General features: G+C 65.5%; 16 protein-coding genes. 12 read left to right on the top strand and 4 right to left on the bottom strand.

Going from position 1 to position 13,586, the window contains the following annotated elements; translation table 11 throughout:
• Window positions 1-47: 47 nt before the first annotated feature.
• The 6 genes from ASF22_RS11975 (at window position 48) to ASF22_RS11950 (ending at window position 5,019) form a co-directional block, all read left to right on the top strand.
• Window positions 48-1,199, top strand: a complete 1,152-nt coding sequence (locus ASF22_RS11975; RefSeq protein WP_056264496.1) for an ABC transporter substrate-binding protein — start codon at window positions 48-50, stop codon at window positions 1,197-1,199.
• A gap of 70 nt (window positions 1,200-1,269) precedes the next feature.
• A complete protein-coding gene (locus tag ASF22_RS11970; protein ID WP_056264493.1) occupies window positions 1,270-2,142 on the top strand; it encodes a branched-chain amino acid ABC transporter permease in 873 nt (290 codons plus the stop codon).
• Window positions 2,139-3,191, top strand: coding sequence for a branched-chain amino acid ABC transporter permease (locus ASF22_RS11965; RefSeq protein WP_056264489.1), 1,053 nt, complete (start codon window positions 2,139-2,141; stop codon window positions 3,189-3,191). Before ASF22_RS11970 ends, ASF22_RS11965 begins: the two co-directional genes overlap by 4 nt.
• Complete coding sequence (locus ASF22_RS11960; protein WP_056264486.1) at window positions 3,188-4,000, top strand: ABC transporter ATP-binding protein; 813 nt, start codon at window positions 3,188-3,190, stop codon at window positions 3,998-4,000. Before ASF22_RS11965 ends, ASF22_RS11960 begins: the two co-directional genes overlap by 4 nt.
• Entirely contained in the window at window positions 3,993-4,697 is a 705-nt protein-coding gene (locus ASF22_RS11955) for an ABC transporter ATP-binding protein (protein WP_056264482.1), read from the top strand. The genes ASF22_RS11960 and ASF22_RS11955 overlap by 8 nt, the downstream gene beginning before the upstream one ends.
• Complete coding sequence (locus ASF22_RS11950) at window positions 4,669-5,019, top strand: Rieske (2Fe-2S) protein (protein WP_056264479.1); 351 nt, start codon at window positions 4,669-4,671, stop codon at window positions 5,017-5,019. Before ASF22_RS11955 ends, ASF22_RS11950 begins: the two co-directional genes overlap by 29 nt.
• 486 nt (window positions 5,020-5,505) lie before the next feature.
• On the opposite strand, the gene ASF22_RS11945 is transcribed toward ASF22_RS11950, so the two are convergent.
• Window positions 5,506-6,192 carry a zinc metallopeptidase gene (locus ASF22_RS11945; RefSeq protein ID WP_056264477.1) on the bottom strand — a complete coding sequence of 229 codons (687 nt, stop codon included), beginning with the start codon at window positions 6,190-6,192 and terminating at the stop codon, window positions 5,506-5,508.
• A gap of 271 nt (window positions 6,193-6,463) precedes the next feature.
• Complete coding sequence (locus tag ASF22_RS11940) at window positions 6,464-7,189, bottom strand: SDR family oxidoreductase (protein WP_056264556.1); 726 nt, start codon at window positions 7,187-7,189, stop codon at window positions 6,464-6,466.
• A 102-nt stretch (window positions 7,190-7,291) separates the two neighbouring features.
• Between ASF22_RS11940 and ASF22_RS11935 the strand changes: the two genes are divergently transcribed.
• Window positions 7,292-8,221: a LysR family transcriptional regulator gene (locus ASF22_RS11935; RefSeq protein WP_056264474.1), complete on the top strand. Its 930-nt coding sequence runs from the start codon at window positions 7,292-7,294 to the stop codon at window positions 8,219-8,221.
• 51 nt (window positions 8,222-8,272) lie between these two features.
• On the opposite strand, the gene ASF22_RS11930 is transcribed toward ASF22_RS11935, so the two are convergent.
• On the bottom strand, window positions 8,273-8,896 hold the full coding sequence (locus tag ASF22_RS11930) for a TetR/AcrR family transcriptional regulator (protein ID WP_056264471.1): 624 nt from the start codon (window positions 8,894-8,896) through the stop codon (window positions 8,273-8,275).
• Between the two features lie 166 nt (window positions 8,897-9,062).
• On the opposite strand from ASF22_RS11930, the gene ASF22_RS11925 reads away from it, so the two are divergent.
• From ASF22_RS11925 to ASF22_RS11915, 3 genes are all read left to right on the top strand, one after another.
• A complete protein-coding gene (locus ASF22_RS11925; protein WP_056264468.1) occupies window positions 9,063-9,461 on the top strand; it encodes a RidA family protein in 399 nt (132 codons plus the stop codon).
• A complete protein-coding gene (bla, locus tag ASF22_RS11920) occupies window positions 9,458-10,552 on the top strand; it encodes a class A beta-lactamase (protein ID WP_244474271.1) in 1,095 nt (364 codons plus the stop codon). Before ASF22_RS11925 ends, bla begins: the two co-directional genes overlap by 4 nt.
• Before the next feature lie 135 nt (window positions 10,553-10,687).
• The gene (locus tag ASF22_RS11915) at window positions 10,688-11,221 is read left to right on the top strand and encodes an LpxA family transferase (protein ID WP_244474270.1); all 534 of its coding nucleotides are present in this window, start codon (window positions 10,688-10,690) and stop codon (window positions 11,219-11,221) included.
• A 134-nt stretch (window positions 11,222-11,355) separates the two neighbouring features.
• Here the strand turns inward: ASF22_RS11915 and ASF22_RS11910 are convergent, their stop codons facing one another.
• Window positions 11,356-11,802 (bottom strand): helix-turn-helix domain-containing protein, encoded by a 447-nt coding sequence (locus ASF22_RS11910; RefSeq protein WP_082483660.1) that lies wholly within the window; start codon window positions 11,800-11,802, stop codon window positions 11,356-11,358.
• 109 nt (window positions 11,803-11,911) lie between these two features.
• Here ASF22_RS11910 and ASF22_RS11905 point away from each other — a divergent pair, with 109 nt between their 5' ends.
• Window positions 11,912-12,676 carry an SDR family oxidoreductase gene (locus ASF22_RS11905; RefSeq protein WP_056264466.1) on the top strand — a complete coding sequence of 255 codons (765 nt, stop codon included), beginning with the start codon at window positions 11,912-11,914 and terminating at the stop codon, window positions 12,674-12,676.
• Window positions 12,677-13,135: 459 nt separating this feature from the next.
• Window positions 13,136-13,315, top strand: coding sequence for a hypothetical protein (locus ASF22_RS11900; protein WP_056264463.1), 180 nt, complete (start codon window positions 13,136-13,138; stop codon window positions 13,313-13,315).
• Window positions 13,316-13,586: the final 271 nt, after the last annotated feature.

Here is a 13,586-nt window from a genome sequence, read left to right as displayed (position 1 = left end):
TTCCCCGCGATCCCTCCCCATGATCCTGCCCAAGACCGGAGACCACCATGACGCGCAGCCCTACGATTCCCGCCTTGACCCTCGCCTTCGTCCTGTCGGCGGGGGTGGCCCAGGCGCAGGCTATCCGGATCGGCGTCAACGAGCCCCTGACCGGACCGTTCGCGGCGTCGGGCACCTACGTGGTCAATGGGGCCAAGATCGCCGCCGACGAGATCAACGCCAAGGGCGGCGTGCTGGGAAAGAAGCTCGAACTCGTCATTGAGGACAACAAGAGCAACCCGACCGAAGCGGCGGCGGTGGCGGAAAAGCTCATCACAAGCGACAAGACCCCGGTGCTCATGGGTGCCTGGGGATCGAGCCTCACCCTGGCGGTGATGCCCAAGCTTGCCGATTACGAGACCGCGATGCTGGTAGAGACCTCGTCATCCGGTAAGATCACCACTTCGGGCAATCCATACGTCTTTCGCATCTCGCCGCCTTCGGCGTTGGAAGCCGAGGCATTCGCCCCGATGGTGGGGAAGCTCGGCCTGAAGAAGGTCGATTTCCTCGCCATCAACAATGACTGGGGTCGGGGCGCGGCCGCCGATTTCACTAAGATGCTCAAGGGCAAGGGCGTCACTGTCGGCCTCGTGGAGACCATGGACCAGGGCGCTCAGGACATGAGTGCCCAGCTTTCCAAGCTCAAGGGCTCGGATGCCGACACCATCATGATCACAGCCGCCGTCGACCAGCTCACGCTCCTGTTCAAGCAGATGGCGGCTTTAGGCCTCAAGAAGCGGATCATCACCACCGGTGGCTCCCAGAACCCCGACCAGATCATTGCCCAGGCCGGCAACGCCGCCGAGGGCACGATGCATCTCACCACCTTCCTGCCCTGGTACCCCGAGAAGACGCCAAACCCGGCGGCGACCGCCTACTTCATCGCCGAGTGGAAGAAGCGTGGCTTCGAATTCGCGGGCGTCACCGAGAGCTTCCGGGGATACGACGGCATCCGCACCATCGCGGCGGCCATCGAAAAGGGGGGCGCTGCCGATGCCGCCGCCATCAGACGCGGTTTCTGGACGGTGGATTTCACCGGACTCAACGGGCCGATCCGCTTCGCCAAGGCCGGGCCGGCCGGGTCCGAAAGCGGCCAGAGCAAGCCTGACGTCTACCTCGTGAAGATCGAGGCCGGGCGAGTCGTGGTGCCCGAACTCTAGCCGAGCGCAAGCATCCCGGCGTCCCGGCGATCGGGGCGCCGGGCCCAACCGTCGCACTGGCGAGGCCTCGATGAGCGAGTTCCTCCAGCACCTCCTCAACACCCTGATCCTCGGCGGCACCTACGCCCTCCTGGGTATCGGGCTGACCCTGATCTTCGGCATCATGAACGTGGTGAACTTCACGCATGGCGCGCTCTACACGGTCGGCGCCTACGTCATGTACCTCGCCGTCACGGCCCTCGGGCTCGGGTTCTTCGCCGCCCTGCCGACCGCGATCCTGGGCGGCCTTCTGCTTGGCGCCATCCTCGACCTCGCACTGCTGCGCCCTTTGCGCGGCGCGGACATGGACACGACCATGCTGGTGATGATCGGAGCCGGCATCGTCCTGCAATCGGGCACGCTCTGGCTCTTCGGCGGCGTCGCGAAATCGATCCCGACTCCGTTCCCTGAGGCGCCGCTCCAACTCGGACCGGTCTCCGTGTCCTGGCTGCGCCTGTTCGTGCTGGGGGCAGCCCTGGCGCTGATCGGCGTGACCTACTGGCTGATCAACCGTACGCGCCTCGGGCTCGCCATGCGGGCCACCTTCCAGGATCACGACACCGCCTCCCTGATGGGCGTCAACGTCCGGCTCATCTACACGGCGACGTTCGCCATCGGCTCCAGCCTCGCGGCGGCGGCCGGCGCGCTCCTCGGCCCGGTCTACGTGGTGTTTCCGCAAATGGGCGGGATGGCCGAACTCAAAGCCTTCGCCATCGTCATCCTGGGCGGCCTCGGCAACATCACGGGCGCCGCGATCGGGGGCTTCATCCTGGCGCTCGCCGAGGAGCTGGGCGCCGGCTACATTTCCTCGGGCTACCGGGACGCCATGGGCTTCCTGATCATCATCGCGGTGCTGATCTTCAAGCCGACGGGCCTCTTCGCTAAGGCGGAGCGCATCGGATGACCCGGAATCGCCCGAAGCGGTCTCTCCCGGCCCTCGCTCTCCTGACTGCCCTCGTCGCCCTGCCCTTCGCGCTCGGCCACAACCCTTACCTGCTCAACGCGCTGATCACGACGGGCATCGTCACCATCGCGGCCATGAGCCTGAACCTGCTGCTCGGCTTCACCGGCCAGCTGAGCCTCGGGCACATCGCCTTCTTCGGCATCGGCGCCTACGTCAGCGCCCTCACGAGCCTCGGCTTCGACGTAGAACTCCTGGGCGGCCTTCGCGTCTTGCACGAGCCGTGGCCGCCGGCCATCGGTTTCCTGCTCGCCGTGCTGGCAACGGGCGCCTGCGGCTACCTCGTCGGACGCCTCTCCTTCCGGGTGCGCGGCGCCTACTTTGTCATCGTGACGATCTCGTTCGCCGAGGTCGTTCGCCTCGTCGCCCTCAACTGGGTGGAGCTGACGCAGGGACCCCTGGCGCTGACAGGCATCCCGCCCTTCAGCCTCGGCCTGCCCGGCCTCGGCACCGTCACCCTGCGGACGAAGCTGCAGAACTACTACCTCGTCCTTGTCGTAGGGACGCTCTGCTATGCTCTCATCGCCCGCCTCGTGCGCTCGCGTTTCGGCCGGGCCATGCGGGGCCTGAAGGAGAACGAGTCCCTGGCCCTCTCGGTGGGCATTAACGCCACCCGCACGCTGACTCTCGCTGCGGTGATCTCGGCGGCGATGGCGGGGGCGGCCGGCAGCCTCTACGCCCATTACTTGCGCATCATCGACCCCGACGTGTTCCTGTTCTCCACAACGGTAACCATGGTCATCATGGTGGTGGGCGGCGGCAAGGGCACGCTGCTCGGCCCGGTCGTGGGCGGCCTGATCTTCGGCCTGCTGCCCGTAGCCCTACGTCCGATCATGGTGCCGGAAGCCCAATGGATGGTGTTCGGCCTCGTGCTGATCGTGATTCAGTTCGTCATGCCCCGGGGCATCGTGCCGGGGCTCGTCCGCCTCGCTACGCGCCGTTGCGCTCCGGTGGTCGCAGCAAGCTCCATTCCCGTCGAGGTCCGGCAATGATCGACCATAGTCCCATCCTGTCGGTGGACCATGTCGGCGTGCGCTTCGGCGGCCTCGTCGCCATTGCTGACCTTCATTTCGACGTCCATCCGGGCGAGATCGTCAGCCTCATCGGGCCGAATGGGGCAGGCAAGACGACGGCCTTCAATGTGATGACGGGCTTCCTGAAACCCACCCAGGGTCAGGTCCGCTTTCGGGGCACCAGCCTGCAGGGTCTGGCGCCGCACGAGATCGTCCGGCTGGGCCTGAGCCGGACGTTCCAGCGCACCAGCGTGTTTCCCGACGACACCGTGTTCGACAACGTGATGATCGGTCTCCATCGCCGGGGTCGCGCGCGTCTGATCGACACGTTGCTTGGGCGGGACCGCGCCGGCGAAGCGCGCCTGCGCGAGCGAGCCCGCGAGCTCCTCGATTGGGTGGGTCTCTCCGGCCGGGCCCAGGACAGGGCCGGATCGCTGGCCTATGGCGAGCAGCGCCTCGTCGGGGTCGCGTCGGCACTTGCGACTGAGCCCGCCATGCTGCTCCTCGACGAGCCTGTTTCGGGCATGAATGCCTCCGAGACCCAGGTCTTCGTGCGCCTGATCCGCTCGATTCGCGAGCGTGGCATCACCCTCCTGCTGGTCGAGCACGACATGCCGATGGTCATGGAGGTCTCTGACCGCATCGTGGTTCTGAATTACGGCCGCCTCATCGCTAAGGGGCCGCCGGGGGCGATCCGCGCCGACCCCGCCGTGATCGAAGCCTATCTCGGCCGGGACAGTGCCGACCGCGAAGCCGCGCAGGCGGCCAGGGAGATGACCGATGCTTGAGATCCGCGATCTTGTCTGCGGCTACGGCACGGTGACCGCCCTGAAGGGCCTTTCGCTGAAGGTGGGCGAGGGGCAACTCGTCGCCCTGGTCGGCGCCAACGGGGCTGGCAAATCGACGACGCTCCGGGCCGTCTCGGGACTGATCCCAGCGCGCTCGGGCAGCATCCATTTTGCCGGCCGGGACATCACCGGCACCGACGCGCGCAAGGTGCTGGCCCAGGGCATTGCCCACTGCCCGGAAGGGCGGCGGGTATTTCCGCAGATGAGCGTCGCCGAGAACCTCGCCATGGGCGCCTACCTGCGTCGGGACCCAGCGGGCGTATCCACGGATCTCGCGCGGATCTACGGCGAGTTCCCGCGCCTCGCCGAGCGCCGGCACCAAGCCGCCGGCACCCTCTCCGGCGGCGAGCAACAGATGCTGGCAATCGGTCGCGCGCTGATGTCCCGGCCCAGGCTCGTCCTGTTCGACGAACCCTCCCTCGGCCTTGCCCCGAATATCGTCGAGCGCATGTTTACCGTCATTCGGACGATCTGCGACACCGGCACGACGGTTCTCCTCGTGGAGCAAAACGCGTTCGCCGCCCTGGAACTCTGCGACTACGCCTACCTGCTGGAGACCGGACGCATCGTGCTGGCCGGGCCGGGCTCGACGTTGATCGCCGACCCCCATGTGCGCCAAGCCTATCTTGGAGGCTAAGGTAGGAACCTGGGTCCAGGCCTGCCGGATTGAGGTGCTGGCGGACCGTGCGATCCTCCCCGTCCGGGTGGCAGGCCTGCATCTCGTGCTCGTCCAGGACGGAGGGCATATTTTCGCCGCCGAGCGAGCCTGTCCGCATGAGGGCGCGGATCTGGCCCTGGGGCGTTGCGCCGCCGGGCGCTTGTTCTGTCCCCGGCATTTGGCCTGGTTCACCCTACCGGGCGGGACCGTCTCACCGGGATGGCACTTTCGGGATCTTCGCACATATCCGGTCCGCATCGAGGGCTCCACGATCGCGATCCGCATAGACGGAGGCGAGTAGCTCCCGGCCAATGCCATCTTGCAGCGGGCCAGCTTGATCTCACGCTTTTGGAGCATGCTGCGGTCAATATCTGCTTCCGAGCGACGCTCGGGGCATAGTCTATGACTATGAAAAAAACAGTATTGTCGTGTCCGTCTTTGAGACATTGAAGAAATTTGTTTCTGGCTCGAAGCGGCCGTGCATTCATAATGCAAAGGAGCGTCTGGTCTCTTGATGCTGATTACAAAAGCGGAGTGGCGAAAATCCACCCGGCCCGGCCGCAGGCCTCCGTTTTACCGGGCGCCCTGCCTGCGGACGTTCACAGCTTCCGGAAGGGGGCGGAACCGGAAGGGTCGGCTGCCCGCAAACCAATCTCCGCTGGCAGGCGCGGTGCGTTGATGGCCGCTCTTGGCGCACAGCAACCACAAGGGGCTGGCTCAGGCCCGGAAAGGGAGGGCCCGCTTGCAGCTTATTGGTGCAGAAAACCGGGCGCCTGCGTGGGACGTTTTAGAACGGCGAGAGCCGTCGAAAGCGGGCAATGTTCACGAGCGCCACGAGGGACGAAGCCACGTACGTAAGGGCGGCGGCGCGCAGTACGGCGTGGGCGCCGGGCATGTCACCTTCGTCGAGGTAGTGGCCCGTCTCTAGGATGGGCAGGGCTCGGCGGAAGCTCGCATCAAGTTCGACGGGCAGCGTCAGGAGGTGGAACAGGACGCGAACGCCGAGGAGCGCGATGCCGATACCCACTTGCACGGCGAGCAGGGCAGACGAATGGATGAAGGCTAGCACTACGGGCGCGGTCATCATCACCAGGGCCGCGGCGAACTCGAAGCCCTGCACAACCGGGGCGAACCTCACCCGCGCCGCGAAAAGCCGGTCCCCCGCTGCGTGCTGGAGCGCGTGAGCGACCTCGTGCGCCGCGACCGCGACCGCTGTGATCGAGCGGCCGTCATGATTCCCCACCGACAGCCTTACGACGTTCGCGACCGGATCGTAGTGGTCGGCTGGCGCGATCTCGACGAGGACGTGCTCTAGCCGCGCCATGTCGAGCAGATGGCGGGCGAGCTCGCCGCCGGTCCCCGGCAAGTCCGGCCGCTCGGTGGCGTGGTGCTGCATCGCCCGGCGTACCCACCACTGTGGGCCGAACACCAGACCGAACAGCAGGGCGGCGCTAAGCGCTAGGAAGACGGGCACGAGTGATATGTAGGCACGTGGCAGTATCCTTGAAAGCGCGGCGTCTTACTTGAAATGCCGACCGTCCGACAACGGTCTGATAAGCGTCAAAGACCGCATTGGGTGGGGAGCTGACCCTAACCCGTCGCTTTTGAGTGGACATTCCTCCTCCGATCCAACCTCGCCCTCTCGGGACAATTCCCAGCCACCACGAAGCGGACGTCGGTTCGAACCCCATTGAGCGTTGGCATCGATCCCGCAGCCGGATGTCCTGCGAGTGCTTCGTGCCCCGCTACCAGGGCACGACCTCCTGTTCGAAGAAGAAGGACCCCGTCGGCCCGGCCTTGTCCGTGTCGGCGAGCCAGACGATCCCTGCCGCCGCCTGCTCGACCGTTCGGTAGCCGGTATGGCCGTTGAAGTCGGTCGCCGTGTATCCCGGGTCGGCCGCGTTGACCCGGATGCCCAGCGGGGCGAACTCCTTCGCGAACGACACGGTCACGGCGTTGAGGGCGGTCTTCGAGCTGTTGTAGCCGAGCACGTTGATCCCGTGGAACGGGTTCGCCGGATCGGACAGCCATCCCAGCGAGCCTAGGCCGCTGCTGACCATGATCACGCTGGCGTCCTCCGAGGCCTTCAACAGCGACAGGAAAGCCTGGGTCACCGGGATCGGGCCGAACACGTTCGTCTCATAGACCGCACGGATGTCGTCGATTCCTTGCTCGCTCGGCTTCACCGGTGGGTCCCCAAGGACACCAGCGTTGTTGATCAGTACGTCGAGAACGCCGTGTTTCTTCTCGATCGCGAGAACCGCGTTCCTCACGCTGTCGTCGCACGTGACGTCGAGCGGCAGGCTTCGGACGTCATGCCCTTCCTCCCGCAACCGCTCAGCGGCCTGCCTGCCGCGCGCCGCGTCGCGGCTTCCGAGCCAGACGCGGTATTCCGATCGCCCGAGTTGGCGAGCGGTCTCGTAGCCGATGCTCCTGTTGGCACCGGTGATGAGAACGGTCTTTCCGGTCATGGGGGTGCTCCGATGAAACGAGCGCATGCGCGCCGTGGCTTTCTTCGTAGCGCCGTCCTGCCATGCCTGTTAATCGGGCTTGAACCGGACGGACCGATCGGAATGGCGAACAATGACGAGGGCGTGAACCTCGACGGTCTCTCCGTCTTCCTCGCGGTCTGTGAGGCGGGAGGGTTCCGTGCGGCCGCCAAGAGGCTCGGCCTGTCGCCGTCGACGGTCAGCGAGAGGATCGTCTCGCTGGAGGCCCGGCTGGGGGCCCCGCTCCTGATCCGGACGACCCGCAGCGTGGTGCCGACCGAGGTCGGACGCGTGCTTGCCGATCGCCTCCTGCCGGTCCTGGGCGAGGCGCGGGCCGCGCTTCAGGATGCGACGAGTTCCCACGACAGGGTCCGGGGTTTGCTACGTCTCAACGTGACCGGTGCGGTGATGGTCGACATCCTACCGCCGTTGCTCGACCGGTTCCTCCTGGCCAACCCCGAGGTCAGGGTCGAACTCGTCGTCGAGGACCGGCTCGTCGATATCGCCACGGTGGGTTGCGATGCCGGGATCCGCTATGGCGAGCACCTGGCGCAGGACATGATCGCGGTGCCGATCGGACCACCGTCCCAGAGGGTCGCGGCCGCCGCCGCCCCGGCTTACCTCGAAGCCCGCGACACGCCACGCCACCCGAACGACCTCCTGCTGCACGACTGCATCAGGCTGCGCTTCTCCAGCGGGACGCTCGTCGCCTGGACGTTCGAGAAGGACGGCGTCGCGATGACCGTCGATCCGCCGGGTCGCCTCATCATTGGCGTCGACGCGGCCGCAGCGGCCATTGATCTGGCCTGCCGGGGCCGCGGCATCATCGTGACGTTCGAGAATTGGCTGCAACCGTTCCTGAGCACGGGTGCGCTCCGGCCAGTCCTGTCGGACTGGTGGCCCGAGTTCGAGGGGCCGCAGCTTTATTTCTCGAACAGATTCATGCCTGCACCACTGCGTGCCTTCGTGAACCTCGTGAAGAACGAGACCGCGCGTTCGACCATTGTTCCCTGACCGGATCGCCCACGGTCTTCACTTGTGACGATGGCAGCGGAGACTCATTCTTCACGGTTGCTTTCGGCGACGATTAGTCGACCTCGTCGGGCTGATATCCCCTTCAGCCGGCTCGGATCGAAGCAACCCGGCGGCGATCAGCTTGAAGGCATCGACGACCTTCGTAAGGTTGACCTGCGGCTCCTCCGCCGCGGCGATCCAGAGCGCAGCGCTCAGCGATGCGCCATTGAGCAGCCGCGCCGCCGCCGCCGCGTCGACGGGACGGATGGTTCCCCCGTCAACGAGGGACTGGATACGACGCGTCGTCTCGTGGAGGCAGGCGTTCTGGCTCGGCCACTGCGAGGGGTCGCCGAGGACGGCCGGTCCGTCCAGGAGCATGATGCGTTGGATCTCCGGCTCCAGGGCCATCTCGATGTAGGCGGCATACTCGTCGAGTAGCCCTGCCCATGCCGATCCGGCCCGTTCGCCGACGGTGCGGAGCCGGTCCGCCATCTCCGCGTCGATCTGGTCGATCACCGCGTGGAGCAGTCCCTTCTTGTCACCGAAGTTGTGATAGAGCGCCCCGCGCGTCAGGCCGACCTCGGCCGTGAGGTCGTCCATCGACGCGGCGGCGTAACCCTTGGTCGCGAACGCCTTGCGGGCGGCCTGCACCAGCTTGGCCCGCGTCTCCTCCATCGTCCTTGCACGCCGTCCCGTCGCCACCGCCCGACTCCCTTAAGCATACCCAACGTATGTGGATTGACATACGAGGCGTATGCAAGTTACATGTGACATACGCAGCGTATATCACCGTTCGTGGTTAAGGCACGAAGGGACGTTCGGCGAACCGAGGAGTTGCGAGATGACGAAACGAGACGCGGTCTTCCCGGACGGGCGGCAGGCACTCTACGAGATCAACCGCTACTCAGCGGCGATCCGTTCGGGCGACCTTCTCTTCGTCTCTGGCCAAGTCGGCAGCCGCGAGGACGGGTCGCCCGAGCCGGACTTCGCCCAACAGGTGCGGCGGGCCTTCGACAACCTGGACGCCGTCCTGAAGGCCGCCGGATGCACGTTCGAAGACGTCGTCGATGTCACCACCTTCCACACCGACCCGGCCAACCAGTTCGAGACGGTGTCCGCCATCCGTCAGGACGTCATCGGCGCGGCGCCGTATCCGAACTGGACCGCCGTCGGCGTGACTTGGCTGGCCGGCTTCGACTTCGAGATCAAGGTGATCGCGCGCATCCCGTCCGTTGGGTGAGCCGGCGGCTCGGTGGCATCGACCAGCCGCCCAACGGCGCGCGCCGTTCGACCGTGGATGATCGAAGCGTGAACGTCCACGCCATCGACCCGCCTGTTGGTCGGCGCGACAAGTCCGGCCCGGTGGCACCCGGACATCTCCTCGCAGGACGCGAGCGCGGTCTCGCCGCGAGCATGGGAGGAACGATGAAGCCTTCGATCCATGGCCTTTCCCGCAGGAAACTTCTGTTCGCGAGCCTGGCGGCACCTTTCGTCCTGGGATTCGAAAACGCTGGTGCGAACGCAACGAACACCTTGCGCGAGATCGAGCGCCGCGTCGGGGGTCGTCTCGGCGTTTCTGTGGGGAAGTCGAACGCGCCGCCATTGCTGGGTCATCGCGCCGACGAACGCTTTCCGATGTGCAGCACCTTCAAGGTACCGGCGGCGGCGGCCCTGATGGCAAGGGTCGACGCCGGTACGGAGAGCCTGGATCGGGCGCTACCCTATGGTGAGGAAGACCTCCTCAAGTACGCTCCCGTCACCCGTAAAGCGCTTGAGGCGGCAGGAGGCATGGGCCGGATCTCGGTTGCCGATGCCTGCGCGGCGGCCGTGGAATGGAGCGACAACACCGCTGCCAACCTCATGCTGAACGTCTTGGGCGGGCCGTTGGCGCTGACGGGCTGGCTGCGCGGCATCGGCGATCCAACGACCCGGCTCGACCGGACCGAGCCGGATTTGAACACCGCCATTCCGGACGATCCGCGCGATACGACGACGCCGGACGCGATGCGCACGACGCTGGAGCAGATCCTCGTCGGCACCGCCCTGTCGCGAGCCACGCGTACCCGTCTGGACGGATGGTTGGCCGCCGGCCGGACCGGGTCCAAGCGGCTGCGTGCCGGCATTCCGCCGGACTGGAAGGTCGGCGACAAGACCGGCAGCGGCGACAACGGCACCTACAACGACGTGGCGATCCTGCGCCCCCCTTGGCAGGCGCCGATCCTCGCCGCGGTCTACCTCACCGGTAGCACGGCGCCCATAACGGACGTGGATGCCGCTTATGCCGAGATCGGACGAATGATCGCCGAGGCCGTCCGCGCGCCTCGCGAATAGGGGAGTTCAAACCGGCAGGTCACTCCCGCCGGCCTCCCGATACAATTTGGAGACGAGGCGAATGGGTATCCTGGAAGCGCACGTCGCACGGTTCGAAGGCTCGCCGTTCGCATCGTTCGCGAGCCGTGAGGCCTGGTGGAACAGCTTCGGGAGATCGTTCACGGGTTGCTGGACGGTCTGGGCTCGGACTTCCGCATCGAGGACGGCATCGCGGTCCATCGAACGGCGACTGTGGAGGATGGCGCGTCCTTGAAAGCCCCCGTCATCGTTGGACCGCGCTGCCTCGTCGCCCAGGGAAGCTTGATTCGGGGCGGATGCTGGGTCGACGAGGATTGCATCGTAGGACCTGGCTCGGAATTAAAGACCACGATCGTATTCCGGGGATCGAAACTGGCGCATTTCAACATCGTCGGCGACAGCCTCCTTGGGGAGGACGTCAACCTGGAGGCGGGCGCAATCATCGCCAACCACCGTAACGAACGCGACGAGAAATCGATCGTGATCCAGTACGGCGACAGGGCGATCGAGACCGCAACCACGAAGTTCGGGGCTTTGGTGGGTGACGGCACGCGGATCGGCGCGAACGCGGTCGTCGCCCCGGGGGTCATCCTTGCACCCCGAACGATCGTGGGGCGGTGGGCCTTGATCGATCAGCGCCCGCCGGCCTGAAGGAAGTCGCGTTCGGGGATCGTGGTCGGGCCACGTCGTCATGCAGCTCTTGGCACCGAAAGTCGATCAAGTCGGTATGCCGGGTCGCGTTACGCAACCGGGCATCACGGATCTGGGGATACCCGCAGCGTCAGTCAGCATGCCGCCGGTTCACCCGCCGAAGCTTTCACGAAGGCTCGCCGTGCGCCCTCGACCGCGTCGAGGTTCTTCTCGGCCCAGATCCAGACGCCGCAGAACGCGGAGCCGAGGCTCCGTCCGAGATCGGTGAGCCGGTACTCGACCTTTGGGGGGACGACGGGATGGACGGTGCGGATCACCAAACCATCCCGCTCCATCTGCCGTAACGTCTGCGTGAGCATCTTCTGGCTGATGCTTCCGATCAGCCGTGCGATCTGGGTGAAGCGCAGGGTGCCCTTCTCTTCGAGAAGTTCGAGGACCAGCATCGTCCATTTGTCCGCAACACGACCGATCAGGTCGTGAACGAGCGCCTCGACCCGGGGATCCGTATCCCCTCCAATTGGCTCGGAACCGTGGGTCGAAGCGATCGTCGCCGGATCAACCTTGGGCACGGCCGTCGTCATCCGACACTCTCCTTCTGGTGAGTATAAATCTTTTGGGTGCCTTCTGTCGCAAGGAGAGTAGTGGGGACATCTTCCGGAGGCAACGACGATTCGACGCGAGGGCATTCCCATGAAGACTACCGGAAACACCATTCTCATCACCGGGGGCGCGTCCGGCATCGGACGCGAACTGGCCGAGCGTTTCAATGCTCAAGGCAACAGGGTAATCATCGCCGGACGGAGCCGCGAGCGCCTCGACGCGGTTACGTCGGCGAACGCGGGCATCCTCGGCTATGTGCTCGATGTTGGAAACAAGGATGCGGTCGCGGCGTTCGCAAAGCGGGTGGTCGCCGAGCACCCGGACATCAACGTCCTCGTCAACAATGCAGGGATCATGGTGGCCGAGGACGTGGCGCGCGCCCGGGACCTTTCTGACGCAGAGGCGACCATCGCGACCAATCTCCTCGGTCCGATCCGCCTGACGAATGCGCTGATCGACCATCTTTCGACCAAGTCGGACGCGGCGATCGTCAACGTCTCGTCCGGCCTCGCCTTTGTACCCCTGGTGGCGACGCCGACGTACTGTGCGACGAAGGCGGCGATCCACTCCTACACCGTCAGCCTTCGGGAGGCCCTCAGGGGACGGGTCGAGGTCATCGAGCTCGTGCCGCCAGCGGTGCAGACTGAACTCACGCCCGGCCAGTCGACGCGTGTCGGCTACATGCCGCTGGATGCGTTCATGGCGGAAGTCATGAGGCTGTTTGCTCGGCTACCGACGCCGCCGGAGATCCTCGTGGAGCGGGTCGGCTTCCTGCGTCATGCGGAGGCGGAGGGGCGGTTCGAGGAGGCTTTGACGGCCTTGAACGATCCCGCCCGAGGGCAGGTCCCCAAATAGCCTCTGCGGCTGGACCTCCGCTACTCGCGGACTCGCGCCAATACCCCACCGGATAGGTTTGTGGCTGTAGGAAAACTGAATACGAAGGGATGTCCGCTACAACCTATCGAACGCCCGGAAGCGAACTGGCGGCAAACCACCCGACCCGGTCGTAGAGCGGACCGGCCGGTCTCGACCCGCATCGGCCGTACCGACCTTCAACAGCGTTTTTCCAAAGCGGTCATTCGTCTGTACGACATGCTTGGAATGCGAGGGGCCGCGCCATCCGTGCCCGTGCGCTTTCAGCGTTCTTCGAAGTTTGTGTGCAAAACGGCTTGGCGTTCCACAACTGCGATCGGCATCCTCAGAAGGACGGCCGATGACACAAAGGTCATTTCGAGGCCTTCCGCCGGTCGGACGCCGATAGGGTTAGGTGAATACCCAGCCGGGGCGCATACTTCCTTTCAAACAGGGTACCCCATGCCGATCCTCGAACTTCGACGCCTTCCCCGATCCGTTGCGGCGCAGGCTGCCATCGTCGGGACCACCCGCGCCATGGAGACGGCATTCCCGATCATCCGGGACGAAGCCGTGCGCAACCGGATCGGCAGGGCTTTGGCGGCGCTTTTCGCGGCCGAAGCCTTGGCAGGGCGCGTCTGATGCGGCCTGAACGCAGACTTGGGGATTACAACGTGAACAGCCGAAATGCGATCAAGGCCATAACCCTACAGAGCCAGCGCCTTGCCGACATGCTCCGCGGGATAGACAGCGGCCTGTGGTGGTCGACCGATGCCGAAGCGAGGCTGGATGCCGACCAGATCTCCGCCCAGGCCTAGAGGCTGTTATGAACCGCTTGCCAGTTGAGCGGCCTGTTTGAGCATGAGGCAGACGAAGGCGACGATGTGGAGATCGGCGAGTGTGCTGGGATAGC

Origin of the sequence: Methylobacterium sp. Leaf87, assembly GCF_001422775.1 — a bacterium.
Taxonomy (GTDB): domain Bacteria; phylum Pseudomonadota; class Alphaproteobacteria; order Rhizobiales; family Beijerinckiaceae; genus Methylobacterium.
This window is presented reverse-complemented; position numbering and strand designations above follow the sequence as displayed.